The sequence below is a fragment of the Modicisalibacter luteus DSM 23508 genome, assembly GCF_000378505.1.
In the GTDB taxonomy this organism is placed as follows: domain Bacteria; phylum Pseudomonadota; class Gammaproteobacteria; order Pseudomonadales; family Halomonadaceae; genus Modicisalibacter; species Modicisalibacter luteus.
Map to the genome: position 1 here is coordinate 240,433 of NZ_KB899994.1, position 18,317 is coordinate 258,749.

Consider the following 18,317-nt stretch of genomic DNA (forward strand, 5'->3'; position numbering starts at 1 on the left):
AGGCCACATCGCGAAACTACAGAGCGGCGCGCAATCGGCGTGCCGCCTCGTCATGCCTGGCCATCAATGCCTCGAGATCCACATCGCAGGGCAGGGCGTCGACGACACGCCAGCGCCCGGCGACCATTACCCGGTCGGCACGATGCGCACCGCAAAGCAGCAGCGCAGCCAAGGGATTCTCGGCGCCCGAGAAACGCAGCTCGTCCAGTCTGAACAGTGCCAGGTCGGCCTGCTGCCCGGGCTCCAGTCCACCGATGTCGTCACGCCCCAGACAACGGGCGGAACCGCGCGTGGCCCAACGAATCACGGCATCGTGAGTGAGCTCGCTTGGTGAGTAGCGCAGGCGGCCGAGCAGCATGGCCTGACGCATCTCCCCGGCGAGGTTGGAGTGGTCATTGGAGGCCGAGCCGTCCACGGCCAGCCCCACCGGCGCACCGGCGGCCTCGAGCTCCAGTGTGCGGCACATGCCCGAGCCCAGCACCATGTTCGACGACGGGCAATGGGCGATACCGGTGCCCGCCCGGCCCAGGCGCTGAACCTCATCGTCATTGAAGTGAATGCCGTGGGCCAACCAGCTCCGGTTCGAGAGCCAGCCGCAATCCTCCAGGTAATCCAGCGGGCGCATGCCGAACAGGCGCTGGCAGTAATCGGTTTCGTCCTCGGTTTCCGCCAGGTGGGTATGCAGGCGGACGTCATGCATCTCGGCCAGGCGAGCGCTTTCCTGCATCAGCTCACGGCTGACCGAAAACGGCGAGCAGGGCGCCAAGGCCAGGGTGACCATGGCGCCGTCACCGCGCTCATGATAGCGCTCGATCAGGCGCTGGCTGTCGTCGATGATCGTCTGCTCGTCCTGCACGACCGATTGGGGCGGGAGCCCGCCGTCATCACGACCGACGCTCATCGAGCCGCGGGTCAGGGCAGCGCGTACGCCCAGCCGGCGGGCAGTCTCGACTTGCTGGTCGATGGCATTGAGCAGCGCGCCGGAGAAGACGTAATGGTGATCGGCCACCGTCGTACAACCGGACATGAGCAGTTCCACCATGGCCAGCTCGCTGGCCAGCGCCAGCTGCGACTCGTCCAGGTTGGCCCACACGTCGTAGAGGGTGGTCAGCCAGGGGAAAAGCTCCTTGTTCAGGGCGGGAGAGTACGCGCGGGTCAGCGTCTGATAGAAATGGTGGTGCGTGTTGACCAGTCCCGGCAACAAGACGTGTCGTGAGGCATCGAAGGTTTCGTCCACCGCCTGGCTGGGCTGACCACCGGCGGGAACGGCTTCCACGATGCGTGTCCCGGCAATCACCACTCCGCCGGCGGCGCGTTCATCGGCGCAGGCCAGCGGGTGGCGGATCCACAGGGTACGTGCAGTCTCGGTCATGGTGTCTCCTCGGCGATTGGGCACCTCCTTGTTGCCTTCAACGTCGAAGGGTTACCCGCATTGTTGCGGTTCAGGTGCCTTGCTTTTCTGCCGGAGGTGTTTTTTGTGTACTGAAGTTGTATACCAAAATTGTCCATCACAGTGTCGATTGTCAAGCGATGTGGGTCATTTACCGATGCAACTTACGTAGGGTGCTCTTTTTCATTAAGCTTCACGACTGACTAAGAAGAAGGAGGAGCCAATGCGCCCACTTTTACTGATTTCCGCCGTCCTTTCCCTGGGTGTGGTCGTGGGTGGTTGCAGCTATACCCCGGCGCGTATCGATCCCGAGCCGATCATCGAGGTGGGCGACGGTCATCATGACCACGATCATCGTGATCATCGCGATCACGACAAGGGCAAGTTCTGCCCACCGGGGCAGGCCAAGAAAGGGCGTTGCTGAGGTCGTTCGGGGCGGCAGCGCCTGCCGCCCCACGCGAGGCTTCCAGATCTTGCTGACCAGGGGTATGGTGAAGGACGTATCCCAACGGCTACCGATAACAACAAGACCATGTCCTTCTTCAATTTGCGTACCTGCACGCTGATGCAGCAGTACATCGCCCATGAGCATTCTTATCACCAGCTGGTCCTGGCGACATCGGGTGTCACGGAGCTGCAGATCGAGGGACGGGGGGAGCGCATCACGCGTGAGCGGGGTTGCCTGATACCCTCGACCTACCATCACGAATACGTGGGTGATGGTGCCAACCGTACCTTGGTAATGGATATCCCACTGGCCAATCTGGGGCTGACTTCCTGCGCCGACGAGGTGGGCCGTCTCTTCGAGCGCCCACGCTTCTTCGAAGTCCCGGTGGCGCTCTATCAACTGGCGAATGGTCTTCTCCCCCAGGTAGAACAGAACATGGCGTTGCATACCGAGATCGCGACGCTGATTCTGAGAGCTATCTACCTCAATCTGCACGACGAGGTGCTACCTGCCTCACCGCTTCAGGCGCGTGCACGCTCCCGGCTTGACCTCAAGCGCCTGGACAACTTCATCGACACGCACCTCGGCGAGGCAATTCTGGTCGATGACCTGGCGAGCCTATGCGCTCTGAGCCCCGGCCATTTTCATGCCTGTTTTCGTGAGCATACCGGCATGACACCGCTGGCATATGTGCAGCAGCGACGTCTGGCTCATGCCCGTGAGCTGATTGAAACCAGTGGCCAACGCCTGGGGCAGATTGCCACGTTAGTCGGCTTTCGCGATCAGGGAAGCTTCTCCCGCGCATACCGGCGCGCCTTCGGCGTGGCGCCTTCCACGCAGCGTCGCGGTCTCGATCATTGAATGCACGATGTGCCTGTGAGATGTGGGCATGAAATGCCGAGTATCGGGCAAAACTTTCCTAGCCTGGGGCAAGCGCCCCAGCCCCAATCGCCATATCCTCAGAAGAATGCTGCTTTAATCCTCTCACAACGATAAGTAAGGAAAGGCACATGCATATCAAGAAGCTCCTTACGGTCACTGCCGTCGCGGCAGCGCTGCCGATGGCCTTTGGCGTCGCCGATGCCGAGGCCCAGGAATACGAGATGGCCGTCGCCACCCTGATTCCTGAAAACCTCACCAACAACAGCATCTATCCGGCATTGGTCCACTTCAAGAATCTGGTCGAGTCACGTACCGACGGTGATGTCGTGGTGAGCATCTTCGGCGGTGGGCAGTTGGGTTCCGAAGTGGAAACCGGCTCGCAGGTACAGGATGGCGGAAGGGCACTGCAATCGACCATCCTGACGTCCGGGGCCATGTCCTCGTTCTATCAGGACTATCAGGCCGTCACGGCACCGTTCCTGTTCGACAACTGGCGTCAGGCCTGGGCCTTCTTCGACGGAGAATGGTTCGCCGACTTCATGCAGGGCACCGTCGATGCCGCCAATATGCGTTACCTGGGCACGTTCGACGACGGTGGCGGCTTCGTGGCCTTTACCAACAATGAACACCTGATCAAGACTGTCGATGACCTTCAGGGTCTCAACATCCGTACCGAGGAGAACCCGGCTCACGTCGCCACCATGCGCGCACTCGGCGCCTCCGCCACACCGCTACCGTGGGGCGAGCTGATTACGGCATTGGAGACGGGCCTGGCCGACGGGCAGTTTAACGCCCCGGTGATCAATACTACCTACGGCCTGGACGAGGTAACCGACTACACCACGCTGACCGGACATGTCTACAACAGCGCCAGTTGGGTGGTCAGCGAGGACTGGTACCAGTCACTGCCCGAGGAATACCGGCGCGTGATCACCGAATCCGCACGCGAGGCCATCGCGCTCAGCCACGGGGCCTCGGGGGCACTGGCGACGGCAAGCTGGCAAAAATCCTGCGAGCTTTTCGAGGAATGCTACATCATGCCTGCCGACGAGCGCGCCAAGATGGCCGAGATAGCCCGGCCGGCCTGGCAGGAGTGGATCGTCAACGAGTTCGGCATGGATGAGCAACTGGTCAATGACCTGCTAGCCGAAGTGCAGACCCTGCGCGAAACGCTGCCCGAGCAGGCCTACCAGCGCTACGGCCAGTAACAGCGTTGTCCGTCATGCCGCCCGGCATGACGGGGCTGGCTAGCTGCTTTGCTTTTTTAGCCACTCCAGGACCAAGCCATGTCGCTATTAAGTGCTGCCCGCCGGGTGAGTGATGGCGTGAACCGGGCCGCCATCGTGCTATGCGTCGCCTGTGTACTGGCCATGTTGGCCATCTCGTTTACTGGGTTCCTCTATACCCTGTTCACCGGCGATGCCTTGAGCTGGACTTACTCACTGGCGCGGCTGTTCCTGCCGTGGATCGGGCTGGTGTCGACCACCATCGCGCTGCGCTCCGGCGAGCATGTGGCCATGACACTGCTGGTGCGGCTGCTGCCTGCGTCACTGGTCAAGCTGGCCGCCATCGCCACGCTACTCGTAATGGCGGGCTTCGCGCTGCTGATGATCTGGTATGGCTGGAGCTTTTTTCTGAATGCCACCCAGGTTTACATGGTGTCGGACACCATTCAGATATCCCATCACTGGACGGCGATTACCGTGCCGTTGACCGGGGCGATCTTCCTGCTTCATCTGGTCTACGGTTTCGATCTGCTCGAGCATTTCAGCGATGAAAATGCGCTGATCGATGAAGCACTGGATGATCCGGGAATCGATGACTCCGTATTGGATAGCAAAAGCGAGGTCCGGCCATGAGTGTTGCGATCGTCGCCTTCGTGGTGGTGTTGCTGATCGGCGCGCCGGTCGCCGTGGTCATGGCCATCTCGGGTGTCGCTGGGGTCTATTCGCTGGGCGGCGAACGCCTGGTTGGCATCATTGCCGACCGCATGTTCTCCGGCGTGTCCGGCTATATGCTGATCGCCGTGCCGTACTTCATCTTCACGGCCGAACTGATGAACCAGGGCGGCCTGACCCAGAAGCTGATCACGTTCAATAACGCCTTGCTGGGGCGCGTACGGGGCGCACTGAGTCACGTCAATGTGACCGTATCGCTGTTCTTTGCCGGCCTGACCGGGGCGGCGATCACGGACACCGTGGCCATCGGCAAGATCATGATCCCCGAGATGAAGAAGCAGGGCTACGACGCCGAGTATGCCGCCGCCGTGACCGCCTGCTCATCGATCATCGGACCGATCATACCGCCCAGCGTGGTGATGGTCGTCTATGCCACGCTGTTGCGCGATATTTCAGTCATCGATCTGTTTGCCGGTGGCATCCTGCCGGGGCTATTGATGGCGCTGACGCTGTTGGTGACCAGCATGGTCCTGGCCTGGGTGCGCGGTTATCCGAAGCAGGGCGCAACGCCGATCAAGATCGCGGTAATGGCGTTCTTTTCGGCGCTGCCGGCACTGCTCGTGCCGCTGATCATCCTGGGGGGCATTCTGTCCGGCATGACCACGATCACCGAGGCCTCGGGCTTCGCAGCAGTCTATGCAATCTTCATCGGCTTCGTCTTCTACAAGAACCTGACGCTGCGCAAGGTGTGGGAAGCACTGGTAACCACGGTGCGCTTTTCGGGTGTGGTGTTCTTTCTGCTTGCCACCTCTGCGGTGCTCGGCTGGTTCGTTACACGCTCGGGCATTGCCCGAGACGCGGCAGAACTGATCACGACCGTCAGCGACGTAGCGTTCATCCAGATCATGCTGGTGTGCCTGCTGCTGATTATCATCGGTACGGTCATGGATGTGCTACCGGCACTGGTCGTCATCGGGCCGGTCGTTGTGCCGGCCATGGTCAGCCTGGGGTTTGACCCCCTGCATTTTGCCATCGTCATGATCGTCACCCTGAACATCGCCAACGTGACACCGCCAGTGGGCATGACGCTCATGACCGCGGCACGTATCGCCCAGGTGCCCTACGAGCGAGCGATCATCGCCTCGCTGCCGTTCTATTTCGCTTTCCTCGCGGTCATCGTGCTGCTGGCGCTGTTCCCGGCACTGTCGACCTGGATTCCCGGCCTGCTGGATTGAGGTTCGCATGCAATGCTTTTATTCCCCGGCGCAGGACCGACACGCGCCGCCGACATTCCTGCTTCGTGGCGCGCCGGCTCCCTCGCCGGAGCGCCCGGAGCGTGCCGAGCGCCTGGCCGATGCGCTGACTGAACTGGGGCTGAGGCTCGAGTCGCCGACGTCTATCGATAGTCCTGGGTTGCGCCGACGGCTGGAGACAATCCATACCCCGCGCTACCTCCATTTTCTCGAGACCATCCACGCCCGCTGGCGTGCGATGCCCGGCGCCGCCGAACTGGTCGCGCCCAATGTGCATCCCACCGGCGGTGGTCACCATTACCCCGAGCATCCGGTCGGGCAGGCGGGGTGGCATCTGCACGACATGGCGTGTCCGATCGGGGCGGGTAGCTTCGCCGGAATCCTTGCCAGTGCGGCATCCGCCGAAGCGGCGGCTGATGCCGTGCTGGCCGGCGAACGCTCGGCCTATGCCTTGTGCCGGCCGCCGGGCCATCATGCCGGTCCAGAGCGGGCCGGTGGCTTCTGCTTCCTCAACAACTCTGCACTGGCCGCCAGCATCCTTCGCGAGGCGTTCGCCCGCGTTGCCATCATCGATGTCGACCTGCATCACGGCAACGGCACCCAGGACATTTTCTATACCCGTGGCGATGTGTGGACCGGCTCGCTGCATGCCGACCCTAGCGAGTTTTATCCTTTCTTCTGGGGTGGTGCCGACGAGCGCGGTAGCGGTGATGGCGAAGGCGCCAATCTAAATATACCGTTATCTATCGGTAGCAATGGGGTACGGTTCAATGAGGCGCTTGAGCAGCTTCTTGAGAGCATGAAGGCATTCCGGCCCGAGGCGGTGGTCGTCGCGCTGGGGCTGGATGCGCACAAGGATGACCCATTGGCCGGGTTAACGCTGGAAACCGAGGACTTCACGCCGATCGGGGCGCGGCTGAAGGCGCTCGACCTGCCGACTGTACTGGTACAGGAAGGTGGCTATCCCACCGTCAGCCTGGGCAAGAATTTGGCCGCCTTCATGAAAGGGTTTCGCTGATCGGGCTGCGCTTGCTCAGCGATTCAGGAACAGTAATGACAGAAGGAGAACCATGACATGAGCGATATCCGCTACACCGACGCCGGCAAACGCATGAGCCAGGTAACCGTGCATAACGGCACCGTCTACCTGGCAGGCCAGGTGCCCCATGACACGAGCGCCGACATGCAGGGCCAGACGCAGCAGGTGCTCGAGTCGATCGATCGTCTTCTCTCTCAGGCCGGGTCGGGCAAGGATCATTTGCTGTCGGCCACGATCTGGGTTACCGACATGGCCGAGTTCGATGCCATGAATGCTGCCTGGGATGCCTGGGTCGCACCCGGTCGCCCGCCGGTACGCGCCTGTGTCGAGGCTCGCCTGGCCAAGCCGGAGTGGAAAGTCGAAATCATGGTGGTGGCAGCGTTGCGGGAGGCCTGATATGCGCATTGTTACCGCGGAAGAGGTGGCAGCGTCGCTGCCCTGGCCGTCACTGGTCAATCGCATTGGAGATGTCTTTCGGCAGGGTGTGGAAGCACCGCCACGCCATCATCATGCCATGCAGCGTGATGATGGCGAGGCAACCATGCTGTTGATGCCCGCATGGGAACCGGGTGGCTATATCGGCATGAAGATGGTCAATGTCTTTCCGCAGAATGCCGAGCATGGCCTGCCGGCAATATCGGGGCTTTATGTACTCTGCGAAGGGAGACACGGGCGTCCGCTGGCCTGTATCGAGGGCAGCGAGCTGACACGTCGGCGCACGGCAGCGGCATCGGCCCTGGCATCGCGAGCCTTGGCCCGTGAGGATGCGGAAACCCTGCTGATGGTAGGCACCGGCAAGCTCGCGCCCATGTTGATCGAGGCCCATGCGGCGGTACGACCGTTACGCCGTGTCAGGATCTGGGGGCGCAATCCCGCCAAGGCTGCGGCTTTGGCCAGGGAGTACGCTGATCGCTTCGATTGTGCGGCGGTCGACGATCTGGAAACCGCCACGGGTGAGGCGGACATTGTCAGTTGCGCCACCCTGTCAAATGAGCCCCTGATCCAAGGGGACTGGCTTCGCCCTGGCACGCACCTGGACTTGGTGGGGGCGTTTCGGCCCGGTATGCGCGAAAGCGATGCGCAATGCCTGGTCCGGGGCGAGGTATTCGTCGATACCTATGCCGGGGCGCGCGGTGAGGCAGGCGACATTCACCAGGCCATCGAAGAAGGGCGATTCGACTTCGACGCGATTCGCGCCGAGCTGGCCGAACTGATGCGTGGCGAGCGGCCTGGCCGGCAGGATGCCCAGAGCATCACGGTCTTCAAGTCGGTAGGTGCCTCGCTGGAGGATCTGGCAGCCGCTATCGAGGTCTGGGAAAGGCTACAGGACAAGGACAAGGACAAGGGCAAGGGCAAGGGCAAGGGCAAGGTAACGGAATGACGACACCGCACGGCTGTGGCTTCTACTGGCACGAGCGCTGTTTCTGGCATGATCCCGGTGCCATCGGGGTTTTCTCCGCGCCGGGCGAGTACCTTCAGCCCCAGCCGGCATCCGAGAGCCCGGAAAGCAAGCGGCGCCTGAAGAACCTGCTCGAAGTGTCTGGGCTCATCGACGAGCTGGTGGTCAGCAAGCCACCGGCCGCGACCCGTAACGATCTGGCGTGCTTTCATACCTCGCGCTACCTCGATGAGCTGGAAGCCGGCAGTCAGCGGGGCTGGGGCGACGCCGGGGAAGGGGCGCCGTACACGGCGGGCAGTCTCGCGGCGGCGCAACAGTCCGTAGGGTTGGCCATTGCCGCAATCGAAGACGTCGCCGCCGGGCGCCGCCGCAATGCCTATGCGCTTTGCCGACCGCCAGGCCATCACGCCGAGGCCGATCGTGGGCGGGGTTTCTGCTTGCTGGGTAATATTCCTATTGCCTTGCAGCGCCTGAGAAAGCGTAGCGAGGTGACATCGCCGAGACGCATCGTCGTCATCGACTGGGACGTGCACCATGGCAACGGAACCCAGGCGGCATTCTACGACGATCCCGAGATATTCAGCGTGTCGATGCATCAGGCCGGCAATTATCCGCTGGAAACGGGGGCGTTCGAGGAGCAGGGAGAGGGCGAGGCCATCGGCACCAACCTCAACCTGCCGTTGCCGCCCGGCTGCGGGCTAGGCGCCTATCGATACGCCATGCAGCGCCTGGTACTGCCGGCTGTAGCTGCCTTCCGCCCCGAGATGATCGTTGTCGCCTGTGGCTACGACGCCTGCGGCAAGGACCCGTTAGGCAAAATGCTGCTCAATAGCGCCGCCTTCGCTGAAATGACCGCTCAGGTCCAGGCGCTGGCGGACAGGCTGTGCCAAGGGCGGCTGGTCATGATTCATGAAGGCGGCTATTCGGAAGGCTACGTACCGCTGTGCGGTCATGCCGTCATCGCCACCCTGGCCGGTAGTCGGATTCATGTTCACGATCCCCAGAACGACGAGATTGCGGGGTGGGGATATCAATCCCTGCAACCGCATCAGCGTGAGCTGATCGATGCCTGGCGACAGGGCTGGGAGCGTTTCGGTGCCTTGGACGAGGCCGACGCATTGGTCGCATCATGTCTTCCCATGGAAACTCGTTGACCCAGAGGGACACCTTATGCGGATTGCCGTGATCGGGGCAGGCGTGGTGGGCGTTACCACGGCGTTTTCCCTGGCCCGTCGAGGCCATGACGTGATCGTTATCGAGCGCCACGCTGCCTCGGCTGAGGAAACCAGCCGGGGCAATGCCGGCCAGCGCTCCTACGGCTATGTGTATCCCTGGGCTTCGCCGGCCATGCTCAAGAAGGCGCTGCCCTGGCTGGTCAAGGCCGATGGCCCACTGAAGATGTCTCTTCCTCCCTCGCCCTGGACCCTGCAGTTCCTGTTGGCGACGTGGCGCCTGGCCAAGACGCCGGGTCTGTTCGAGGCCAACAAGCGAGCCATGTTGAGGTTGGGGGCCTACAGCCGTCAGTGCTTCCTTGACCTGGAAGAGAGTCTCTCGCTGGATTTCGATGGGGACCACGCCGGCCTGATCGATCTCGCCAGCGATGCCGCCACTGCGGATGGGCTCAAGGCGAGTACCGGTCTACTCGACGAGTTGGGCATCGATGCCCAGTGGCTCTCTCCCGCGCAGGTATACGACTACGAGCCTGGACTGCAGGGCGATGCACCGCTCTTCGGCGCGTTGCGCATGGCCCATGATGGGACGGGGGACTGCCAACAATTCACGCGCGCGCTCGTTGAGCAGTGCCGGGTCCGGGGCGTCGAGTTTCGCTGGCATACCGAAGTCACTTCGGCAGTGTCGGATAGTGGACGCGTGCGCCACGTGACGATCAGGCCCGCAACGCAGGCCGTTGCTCAGATCAAGGGAGCCTCGGATGAGCAAGAGGAAACGCTCGAAGCCGATGCCTTCGTGCTTTGTGCAGGGTGTGAATCGCGTACGTTAGGCGAGCGGCTGGGCCTGCGACTGCCGATCTATCCCGTCAAAGGGTATTCCCTGACCGCCCCAATCGTGGACGCCGCAAAGGCACCGCGGTCTACCGTGATCGATGACCGTTACAAGGTTGTGGCGACTCGCCTGGGCAATCGCCTGCGTGCGACCGGGTTCGTCGAGCTGGCAGAGTTCGATAGGAATATACCGTTATCTCGTTTGACTACCATTCGTAAAGCTATCGAATCGCGTTTTCCGGGTGTTGCAGACCTCGAACAGGCTAAATCATGGACGGGCTTTCGGCCCATGATGCCTGATGGCCCACCGGCTATCGGTAGGGCAAGGCAGCAAAACCTGTTCATCAATACGGGGCACGGTACCTTCGGTTGGACCCTGTCCGCCGCCAGCGCGGAACTGACCGGTCAGTTGATCGACGGGGAAAGGCCCGCCGTCGACCTGGCCGCCTTTCGTCCGTTGCGGTTCGAGCGGTGAAACTCGTAAAACGATAGGGAGGCGACATGGACTCGATCAGCGATCGGGATGGCTGGTTCTGGCTGAACGGTGAGTTCATTCCCTGGCGCGACGCCAAGGGACACTTGCTGACGCACACCCTGCACTACGGCATGGGGTGCTTTGAAGGCGTACGGGCCTATGACGGGCCCCATGGCCCCCATCTTTTCCGGGCCGAGGCGCATACCCGACGTCTGCTCGACAGCGCCCACTCCCTGGATATGGGGCTGGAGTACACTGCCGATGCCCTGATCGAAGCCCAGTGCGAGGCCCTGAGGCGCAACGGCCTCCGCAATGCCTATCTCAAGCCGACCGTGTTCTTCGGTGCCGAGGGTATGGGGCTGCGCGCCCAGGGGCTCAGTGTGAACGTGATGGTTCCCGCCTGGTTTCTGGATCATTACATCTCGCCAGACGCCGCCGATCAGGGGCTGCGGGTGCTGACCTCGTCGTGGAGTCGCCATCACGTCAATATCAGCCTGTGCCGGGCCAAGACCAACGGCCATTACGTCAACTCGATGCTGGCGCTGAACACGGCCGTGAAGGCAGGTTTCGATGAAACACTCATGCTTGATCCTGAAGGCTATGTCGCCGAGGGCTCGGCGGAAAATATATTTTTGGTCCGCGATGGGGTATTGCATACCCCCGAGGTGACATCGTGCCTGCAGGGAATCACCCGAGATACGGTGATCGTGCTGGCGCGTGAACGACTAGGCATGAAAGTAAAGGAGCGCCGCATCACCCGTGACGAAGTCTATACTGCTGATGAAGCCTTCTTTACAGGTACCGCAGCGGAAATCCTGCCGATTCGTGAATTGGATGGACGGCAAATCGGCAGGGGCGGGGAACGCCCCGTCACGCGGGAAATCCAGCGCCTTTACCGCAGCCTGGTTTGCGGTGAGCGCGACAACGGTCTGGCGGCTTATGCGGACTGGCTGCATCCTGTTTGACCGGAGCAGGGTAGCGCAACAAAAGAAACGCCATGGAGGGGCTCCATGGCGAAATTCTTCATCATCCTTGGTCAGCGTCCTGCTGTTTGGCCTGCGGTCTATCATCCCTGAGCACGTCCTGTGCCTGCCTTCCCCTCTTTCTTGCCCTCTTCGTGTCCCTACACGCTGAACGACATTATCCGTTGTCTTGAGGGGGTGAACGGTCGCCCGTCAGTGCTAACCGGCATGCTCAGCGTGACGTTTTCGCATGACAGCGCTGTGAAGGTTGGATGAAGAAATCGTACATGGCGCCTGGAAGTTTTTCGCTAGTTCCTATCGCAGGAACCAAGCCTTCATTACTGACGTGATCCGGCGCATCTCATCGGGGGTAGTGACATAGGCTGGCATGGTGTATAGCCAACGCCCGAATGGACGCAGCCATACGCCGCGCTCACGGGCGAAATCCTGCACGCCGGTCAATTGTTCTGGCGTTTTGGCTTCGATGACTGCGGTCGCTCCTAACACGCGTACGTCATCCACGTGCGGATGCTGGTGAAGGGCAGTGTCTTCGAAAAGCTCATGGCGCAGCACAGCGTTCAGCGTGGCGATCTTGCCCAGGTAATCCTCCTCTTCGAAGATGGCCAGACTTTCCAACGCCACTCGGCAGGCCAGAGGATTCCCCATGAATGTGGGGCCGTGCATGAAGGCATGGCCCGGGTCGTCGCTCAGAAAGGTTTCATAAACATGGCTCGTCGCCAGTGTCGCAGCATGCCCCAGATACCCGCCGGTCAGCCCTTTGGAGAGGACCATGATATCCGGTGTGACCTCGGCGTGCTCGGCGGCGAACAACTTGCCGGTGCGCCCGAAGCCGGTCGCGACCTCATCGAAGACCAGTAGTACATTGAACTCGTCACACAGTTCCCGAGCGGCACGCACGTAGTAGGGCGAGGTCATGTTGAGCCCACCGGCTGCCTGTAGCAGGGGCTCCATCAGTAATGCGGCGATCTCTTGATGATGTTGCTCAAAGACCTGGTGTAGGGCCGCGATATCGCCCTCGACCGCTTCAGGCGAGGCTTCGAAAGGCGCGGTGGGGGCCGGGGCAAAATGGTGGCGGGGCAAAAATCCGGAGAACAACGAATGCATGCCTTCCTCGGGATCGCATACCGCCATGCACCCCGTAGTATCGCCATGGTAAGCGCGCATCAACGAGAGCATTTTATGCTTTTCGGGCCGGCCGCACTGCACCTGGTACTGCACCGCCATCTTCATGGCGACTTCCATGCCTACCGAACCACTGTCCGAAAAGAACACATGATCAAGGCCTTTAGGCGTGACACGCACCAAGGCATCGGCAAGCTGCTGGGCGGGATCATGCGTCAGTCCGCCCAGCATGACATGGCAGAGCGTGTCCGCCTGGGCCTTGAGCGCATGAACGAGGCGAGGGTGGCCATAGCCGTGAATCATGCACCACCACGAGCAGGTGGCGTCCAGTAGGGCCTCGCCGCCTTCGAGGTGAAGCCAGGCCCCCTGGCCACCAACAACTCGCGGCGCCTTCGGCTGTGTCTTCATCTGAGCGTAAGGGTGCCATAACGTCTGAGTAGGAAGGGGCATGGCAGGACCACTCTGTTAACCTTGTGTTCAACAAAAGGTTAACATGAGGCGTCGATGGGTAGACACCCTGCGGCCACTCGCAACAGGGTTTCTCACACAGTTTCCTTGGCAGGGTGCGCTACTACGCCAATAATGGATCACGGCTTCCCCTTTATTACCAAAGGCAATAATCGCATGTCTCTGCTAAGCGAGTACCTCATCAAGGAACAGCAGCTCAAGCAGCTAAGCGACGAGCTCAAGCAACTGGAAAATGATCAGCAGCTCCAATCCGACCTGACCTTCAAGGCTCGGCTGGATACGCTCATGGAAGAGTTCGATAAGCGCGTTCCCGACGTGGTCAAGCTACTCGAGGCCCTGCCTGTGATACAGGCGTCATCGACAAGCCATGAGGCAGTGAACGCCTCCGATGGCCGCCGTAAGCGCAGGTTAAAGGTCTATGAACATCCCGATACCGGCGAGCGCATCGAGACGCGTGGTGGCAATCACAAAACGCTCAAGGCGTGGAGGGAGGAATATGGCGCTGACACCGTGGAGTCCTGGGTACGCTCCGATTGAAGGTGGCAGCGTCTTCTGAGGGTTGGGAAGTGTGCAAAATGTAATTGAATGTTACAGAATGTAATGTAAGATAGCTTTGATATCTGATTCCAGCATGAATCCGGTATTTCCCTGTTTTTTATGCCCGGTCGTCTAGGCCGGGCTTTTTTATTTCCGCCGTGTATCTTGACGAACACAGACAGATTGAGTTTCCATTCACTTGCTGCATAAAAACACAGCAGCCCCGCGTTCAATGGATACGTTATCGTAACCGTGTACCAAGCACTTTCGGGGCAGGTCCCGCAATGGGGCCTCTTTCTGGCCAGTTCCCAGCGGCCTTATTACAGTTTCGTTGAATAACCCGTGGTCTTCTTGATACATGAAATCTTCCAAGCCGCATTCTCGTCAGATGGACGAGAGAGAAAAGCTACGCAAGTTCCGAGAGCTTGATGACGCCTTTGCCCAAGCCCTGAGAGAACTCGACAAAACCAGCCGCAAACCCGAGCCTGAAGAAGTACAGCCACCGCTCGAGGACGACCCTCACGAGTTCGAACAGCGGCTGCGTGCACTGATGACCGACTACCAGCAGACCGACACCAGCGTCGATACGTTGCTGCGTACCATGCTGAAGCTTGGCAAGATCGCTTGACAGCAAGCGCGATAAAAAAAGCTAAGTCCTGAATTTTTCAGATTTTTCCCTGCTAGCGTTAAGTTTTATGAGCTAGTGCCGATAGGTCCCTTGTATTACAATCGTGTAACAGTACGGAGGTAGTACCGTACTATTTAGTTAACCACTAGAAAGGCGTCGCTATGACGACGCGCTGTGCAGGGACCGTGGATGAATCATCATACCTCTTCGCCCAGCGATGAAGTTTCGCTGGTGGATCTCGCTGTGCTTCTCGTCAGGCGTTGGAAGCTCATGCTTGCCATCTTCCTCGCCATTGCCTTGGTCGCGATCGCTGTGGCGTTCATGCAATCGGCCACCTATACCTACACTTCGCTCTATTCCATTGCCGAGGCTCAAGATGCCGAGGGGGAGCCCGTGCCTTTGGAAGCGCCCAGTGCGCTACTTGCCCGGTTGCGATTGCAGATACAGCCCAGCGAAGTTCGTGAATTCTTGCAGGCTAACCAATGGGGCAATTTACCTTTCGATCTGGTATTCAGCCAACCCCAGGGTACGGACCTGATTGCTTTGACGTCGAACGCACCGGAGGACTTGCAGACCAACGTAGAGAACTTGCACAGGGCAATCATGAAAGTCTTGGCTCAAACTCAGTTGGACTTGGTCGAACGCACCGAACAGTCATTGGACTATCGGCTAGAGGGACTGCGTTCAGCCATTCGGCAGGTCGGTGTCGTAGACGGCAATCTGTCAGTGGAAGTCAACCAACTCGAGGCACGACTGGCGGCAATACGTCCGGGAGGAGTATCTCAGCTTGCGGTGCGTAGTCTGGAGCCTAAAGGCATCGCGCCTTGGGCGCTTGTGCTTATAAGTGCTGTGGCGGGTCTGGTGCTGGCTATACTTGCTGCGTTCAGCAGTCATTTTGCCTTTGCCGTCAGGCAGCGTCTTGCAACCGGCTAACCTGTCGCTTACACGCGACGCAGTGCACACAAAATTCATACGCCGGAAACCTAGAGGAGGGCAGAGCCCTCCTCTAGAATACCCGCTTGGCTAAATAACAGCGTGTAACAGAACGATTGCGCCTTACCAACGGTGTAGGTGAGTGAGCTAAGGACGGGTTACTACAGTGTAAGCGCATGCGTGGTAGTGTTTCCGCCCGGCTTCTCCTTACGACCCGGTCATGGCGCTCCAAAACTACAGGGCCTTGGGAAGTTGCCCGGAACAATCCCCGGGCGGTAGCGTGCCTGAGTATTTCTGCGTTAAAGGATAACGCCTCTATGACCCCGCAAGACAGCACCTCTTACCGTCAATACGACGACGAGATCTCATTGGTTGATCTGGCTACTATCCTGGTTCGCCGTTGGAAAGCCATGGCCGTTATTTTCGTCGTCATCGTTGCGTTGGCTCTTGCCTATGCTCTTTTGGTGCCTCGGACCTATAGCTATTCCTCCATCTATAATGTCGCTGAAAAGGCACCAGGCGTACCGCTAGAGACGCCCGAATCATTGGTTGCCAAGGCACAAAACCTTTATTTGGGACCAGTTACAAGAGAGCTCCTCGCTAAGACGGGGCTCGTTAGCCTGCCTTTCGAGGTGCGTATCGAAAACCCGAAAGAAACGCTGCTGGTCACTTTGTCATCCCAGGCCAGTGAAGCAGATCAGGAAATTGTCGCCCATTTGCATGAAGGAGTGTTGACTCGCTTGCAGGAAGGGCAACAAGCCATGGTGGAACGGCACAGTGAGGCATTGGAGCGCCAACTGACGAGCGCCAGGCAGTCGTTGGAAACGGTACGAGAATCCGACAGCCTAGGCGCTGCTGAAGTCACGGCAAGTATCATGGGTCGTATTGCGAACCTTGAAGCAAGTCTTGAAGAATTAACTGCTGGAGAAGTGGGTCAAATAGCGGTACAGAGCCTAAAGCCCACAGGAACGAGCCGTAGCCTTATCATGGCACTAGCGATTGTACTTGGAGGTATTCTAGCCGTCATTGGTGCGTTCATCTTGCAGTTCACCTCCTTGGTTCGATCCAGCTTAAAAGAAAACGAAAAATCAAAGGCAGAAAGCAAGCAATGAACGTGACTGTATTCGGGACCGGTTATGTCGGCTTGGTACAAGGAGCCGTTCTGGCCAATGCTGGCCATCAGGTTGTCTGTGTCGATGTCGATAGCCATAAGATTGAGCGGCTCAAGGAAGGACATATTCCTATCTACGAGCCCGGGCTCGAGTCCTTGGTCAAGGAAAACTTCGCTGAGGGCCGTCTCGATTTCACGAACGATGCCGTAGCAGCCGTTGCCCACGGCGACATCCAGTTCATCGCCGTCGGTACGCCGCCGGACGAGGATGGTTCCGCCGACCTCAAGTACGTGCTGGCCGTTGCCGAAACCATTGCCCAGCATATGGATCGCCATCAGATCGTTATCAACAAATCGACCGTTCCTGTAGGGACGGCAGACAAGGTCAAGGCAAGGATTACCGAGACGCTGGCGGCAAGAGGGCGCAGCGACCTCACCTTCGATGTGGTCTCAAATCCGGAGTTCCTCAAGGAGGGCTCCGCCGTTGCCGATTGCCAAAAGCCTGACCGTATCGTCATCGGTACAGATAGTGAACACGCTGAAGAGGTAATGCGTGAACTCTACGCGCCATTTAATCGTATCCATGAAAAGATCATTATTATGGACGTGCGTAGCGCAGAACTGACCAAGTACGCCGCCAACTGCATGCTGGCGACCAAGATCAGCTTCATGAACGAAATGGCCAACCTGGCTGAACGATTGGGTGCGGATATAGAGATGGTCCGCCAAGGTATTGGGTCGGATCCGCGTATCGGCTACCACTTCATCTATCCAGGCGTTGGGTATGGCGGCTCCTGCTTTCCCAAAGACGTCCAGGCACTGATTCGTACCGCCGATGGCATCGAGTTTGACGCAAAGGTGCTCAAGGCCGTGGAAGCCCGCAACTACGAGCAGAAGACCAGTCTGTTCCAGAAGATAAATCGTCACTACGAAAGCGATCTGCAGGGCAAGACCTTCGCGCTGTGGGGCCTAGCCTTTAAGCCTAATACTGACGATATGCGTGAGGCGCCCAGTCGCGTGCTGATGGAAGCGCTCTGGATGGCCGGTGCCAAGGTCCAAGCCTACGATCCCGAGGCTATGGAAGAAACTCAGCGAATCTACGGCAACCGCGATGACCTAGCGCTTTGCGGCACAAAGGAAGCCGCGCTTAAAGGCGCGGATGCCTTGATTATCGTGACCGAATGGAAATCCTTCCGTGCACCTGATTTTGAATTGATAAAGCAGCAGCTAAGCCAGCCGATCATTTTCGATGGGCGTAACTTGTACGAGCCCAAGCGAATGAGCAAGAAGGACTTTATTTATTACTCGGTAGGGCGCTCTGCTGAGTGAGCAAAGTAAGCTAACGATAACCCCCGCCTTATCGGTAATTCTGTTATAAATCAAAGGGTTACATAGACAGCCGCTGCAGGCCTGCAGCGGTACACTGCAAAACTGCAGTTTTTCTGGCGAAATGCCAAAATCTGCAAAATTGCAGGATTCCATAAGGAAAAGGCGTTGAGCAGCGCCACCTAATTCATAGCCATGCATTGTCATGTGGCAAAAATGCAGAGGGACTGGCAAAGCGCAAATAGCTGCAAATTTACCGGGTTTACCATTCCTGAGAACCCATTAGCCCGTCGATCAGCACGCTGATCAGCCATGAATTGCCGGTGCCGGGCTTTAGCCAAGCCCGATAGCGAGCGAGGAAGCTTTTGGCGCTTGAGCACGTAAAACCTTGCTCGCATCTTGCTGATAGTCAACTTTCCGAATTT

At 59.2% G+C, this 18,317-nt stretch carries 18 protein-coding genes; 16 read left to right on the forward strand and 2 right to left on the reverse strand.

What is annotated here, in order from left to right:
* Nucleotides 1–16 precede the first annotated feature (16 nt).
* Nucleotides 17–1,372 carry an 8-oxoguanine deaminase gene (locus F568_RS0110885; protein ID WP_019018757.1) on the reverse strand — a complete coding sequence of 452 codons (1,356 nt, stop codon included), beginning with the start codon at nucleotides 1,370–1,372 and terminating at the stop codon, nucleotides 17–19.
* Nucleotides 1,373–1,613: 241 nt separating this feature from the next.
* Here F568_RS0110885 and F568_RS0110890 point away from each other — a divergent pair, with 241 nt between their 5' ends.
* From F568_RS0110890 to F568_RS0110940, 11 genes are all read left to right on the forward strand, one after another.
* Nucleotides 1,614–1,814 (forward strand): hypothetical protein, encoded by a 201-nt coding sequence (locus tag F568_RS0110890; RefSeq protein WP_019018758.1) that lies wholly within the window; start codon nucleotides 1,614–1,616, stop codon nucleotides 1,812–1,814.
* A gap of 108 nt (nucleotides 1,815–1,922) precedes the next feature.
* On the forward strand, nucleotides 1,923–2,699 hold the full coding sequence (locus tag F568_RS0110895; RefSeq protein WP_019018759.1) for an AraC family transcriptional regulator: 777 nt from the start codon (nucleotides 1,923–1,925) through the stop codon (nucleotides 2,697–2,699).
* A 149-nt stretch (nucleotides 2,700–2,848) separates the two neighbouring features.
* Nucleotides 2,849–3,928 carry a TRAP transporter substrate-binding protein DctP gene (gene dctP / locus F568_RS0110900; RefSeq protein WP_019018760.1) on the forward strand — a complete coding sequence of 360 codons (1,080 nt, stop codon included), beginning with the start codon at nucleotides 2,849–2,851 and terminating at the stop codon, nucleotides 3,926–3,928.
* Between the two features lie 78 nt (nucleotides 3,929–4,006).
* Nucleotides 4,007–4,579, forward strand: a complete 573-nt coding sequence (locus tag F568_RS0110905; RefSeq protein ID WP_019018761.1) for a TRAP transporter small permease — start codon at nucleotides 4,007–4,009, stop codon at nucleotides 4,577–4,579.
* A complete protein-coding gene (locus tag F568_RS0110910) occupies nucleotides 4,576–5,853 on the forward strand; it encodes a TRAP transporter large permease (protein WP_019018762.1) in 1,278 nt (425 codons plus the stop codon). The genes F568_RS0110905 and F568_RS0110910 overlap by 4 nt, the downstream gene beginning before the upstream one ends.
* A gap of 7 nt (nucleotides 5,854–5,860) precedes the next feature.
* Nucleotides 5,861–6,889, forward strand: a complete 1,029-nt coding sequence (locus tag F568_RS0110915; protein WP_019018763.1) for a histone deacetylase family protein — start codon at nucleotides 5,861–5,863, stop codon at nucleotides 6,887–6,889.
* Nucleotides 6,890–6,946: 57 nt separating this feature from the next.
* A complete protein-coding gene (locus F568_RS0110920; protein WP_019018764.1) occupies nucleotides 6,947–7,306 on the forward strand; it encodes a RidA family protein in 360 nt (119 codons plus the stop codon).
* A 1-nt stretch (nucleotide 7,307) separates the two neighbouring features.
* Entirely contained in the window at nucleotides 7,308–8,291 is a 984-nt protein-coding gene (lhpI, locus tag F568_RS0110925) for a bifunctional Delta(1)-pyrroline-2-carboxylate/Delta(1)-piperideine-2-carboxylate reductase (RefSeq protein ID WP_019018765.1), read from the forward strand.
* Nucleotides 8,288–9,463, forward strand: coding sequence for a histone deacetylase-like amidohydrolase (locus F568_RS22730; RefSeq protein WP_019018766.1), 1,176 nt, complete (start codon nucleotides 8,288–8,290; stop codon nucleotides 9,461–9,463). The genes lhpI and F568_RS22730 overlap by 4 nt, the downstream gene beginning before the upstream one ends.
* Before the next feature lie 16 nt (nucleotides 9,464–9,479).
* Nucleotides 9,480–10,784, forward strand: coding sequence for a D-amino acid dehydrogenase (locus F568_RS0110935; RefSeq protein WP_019018767.1), 1,305 nt, complete (start codon nucleotides 9,480–9,482; stop codon nucleotides 10,782–10,784).
* Nucleotides 10,785–10,810: 26 nt separating this feature from the next.
* A complete protein-coding gene (locus F568_RS0110940) occupies nucleotides 10,811–11,749 on the forward strand; it encodes a branched-chain amino acid transaminase (protein ID WP_019018768.1) in 939 nt (312 codons plus the stop codon).
* 312 nt (nucleotides 11,750–12,061) lie between these two features.
* Here the strand turns inward: F568_RS0110940 and bioA are convergent, their stop codons facing one another.
* Nucleotides 12,062–13,339, reverse strand: coding sequence for an adenosylmethionine--8-amino-7-oxononanoate transaminase (gene bioA, locus F568_RS0110945; RefSeq protein ID WP_026300479.1), 1,278 nt, complete (start codon nucleotides 13,337–13,339; stop codon nucleotides 12,062–12,064).
* 174 nt (nucleotides 13,340–13,513) lie between these two features.
* Between bioA and F568_RS0110950 the strand changes: the two genes are divergently transcribed.
* The 5 genes from F568_RS0110950 to F568_RS0110970 all read left to right on the forward strand — a co-directional run bounded on the left by F568_RS0110950 (nucleotide 13,514) and on the right by F568_RS0110970 (nucleotide 17,895).
* On the forward strand, nucleotides 13,514–13,894 hold the full coding sequence (locus tag F568_RS0110950; protein WP_019018770.1) for a histone-like nucleoid-structuring protein, MvaT/MvaU family: 381 nt from the start codon (nucleotides 13,514–13,516) through the stop codon (nucleotides 13,892–13,894).
* 358 nt (nucleotides 13,895–14,252) lie between these two features.
* Entirely contained in the window at nucleotides 14,253–14,522 is a 270-nt protein-coding gene (locus tag F568_RS0110955) for a hypothetical protein (protein ID WP_229804099.1), read from the forward strand.
* Nucleotides 14,523–14,711: 189 nt separating this feature from the next.
* Nucleotides 14,712–15,455 carry a Wzz/FepE/Etk N-terminal domain-containing protein gene (locus F568_RS0110960; RefSeq protein ID WP_019018772.1) on the forward strand — a complete coding sequence of 248 codons (744 nt, stop codon included), beginning with the start codon at nucleotides 14,712–14,714 and terminating at the stop codon, nucleotides 15,453–15,455.
* 317 nt (nucleotides 15,456–15,772) lie between these two features.
* Entirely contained in the window at nucleotides 15,773–16,567 is a 795-nt protein-coding gene (locus tag F568_RS0110965) for a Wzz/FepE/Etk N-terminal domain-containing protein (RefSeq protein WP_019018773.1), read from the forward strand.
* Nucleotides 16,564–17,895, forward strand: coding sequence for a UDP-glucose dehydrogenase family protein (locus tag F568_RS0110970; RefSeq protein WP_019018774.1), 1,332 nt, complete (start codon nucleotides 16,564–16,566; stop codon nucleotides 17,893–17,895). Before F568_RS0110965 ends, F568_RS0110970 begins: the two co-directional genes overlap by 4 nt.
* Nucleotides 17,896–18,317: the final 422 nt, after the last annotated feature.

Coding starts and splice junctions, on each gene's coding strand:
- F568_RS0110885 (WP_019018757.1), bottom strand. CDS start 1,372: ATGACCGAGACTGCACGTACCCTGTGGATCCGCCACCCGCTGGCCTGC.
- F568_RS0110890 (WP_019018758.1), top strand. CDS start 1,614: ATGCGCCCACTTTTACTGATTTCCGCCGTCCTTTCCCTGGGTGTGGTC.
- F568_RS0110895 (WP_019018759.1), top strand. CDS start 1,923: ATGTCCTTCTTCAATTTGCGTACCTGCACGCTGATGCAGCAGTACATC.
- dctP (WP_019018760.1), top strand. CDS start 2,849: ATGCATATCAAGAAGCTCCTTACGGTCACTGCCGTCGCGGCAGCGCTG.
- F568_RS0110905 (WP_019018761.1), top strand. CDS start 4,007: ATGTCGCTATTAAGTGCTGCCCGCCGGGTGAGTGATGGCGTGAACCGG.
- F568_RS0110910 (WP_019018762.1), top strand. CDS start 4,576: ATGAGTGTTGCGATCGTCGCCTTCGTGGTGGTGTTGCTGATCGGCGCG.
- F568_RS0110915 (WP_019018763.1), top strand. CDS start 5,861: ATGCAATGCTTTTATTCCCCGGCGCAGGACCGACACGCGCCGCCGACA.
- F568_RS0110920 (WP_019018764.1), top strand. CDS start 6,947: ATGAGCGATATCCGCTACACCGACGCCGGCAAACGCATGAGCCAGGTA.
- lhpI (WP_019018765.1), top strand. CDS start 7,308: ATGCGCATTGTTACCGCGGAAGAGGTGGCAGCGTCGCTGCCCTGGCCG.
- F568_RS22730 (WP_019018766.1), top strand. CDS start 8,288: ATGACGACACCGCACGGCTGTGGCTTCTACTGGCACGAGCGCTGTTTC.
- F568_RS0110935 (WP_019018767.1), top strand. CDS start 9,480: ATGCGGATTGCCGTGATCGGGGCAGGCGTGGTGGGCGTTACCACGGCG.
- F568_RS0110940 (WP_019018768.1), top strand. CDS start 10,811: ATGGACTCGATCAGCGATCGGGATGGCTGGTTCTGGCTGAACGGTGAG.
- bioA (WP_026300479.1), bottom strand. CDS start 13,339: ATGCCCCTTCCTACTCAGACGTTATGGCACCCTTACGCTCAGATGAAG.
- F568_RS0110950 (WP_019018770.1), top strand. CDS start 13,514: ATGTCTCTGCTAAGCGAGTACCTCATCAAGGAACAGCAGCTCAAGCAG.
- F568_RS0110955 (WP_229804099.1), top strand. CDS start 14,253: ATGAAATCTTCCAAGCCGCATTCTCGTCAGATGGACGAGAGAGAAAAG.
- F568_RS0110960 (WP_019018772.1), top strand. CDS start 14,712: ATGAATCATCATACCTCTTCGCCCAGCGATGAAGTTTCGCTGGTGGAT.
- F568_RS0110965 (WP_019018773.1), top strand. CDS start 15,773: ATGACCCCGCAAGACAGCACCTCTTACCGTCAATACGACGACGAGATC.
- F568_RS0110970 (WP_019018774.1), top strand. CDS start 16,564: ATGAACGTGACTGTATTCGGGACCGGTTATGTCGGCTTGGTACAAGGA.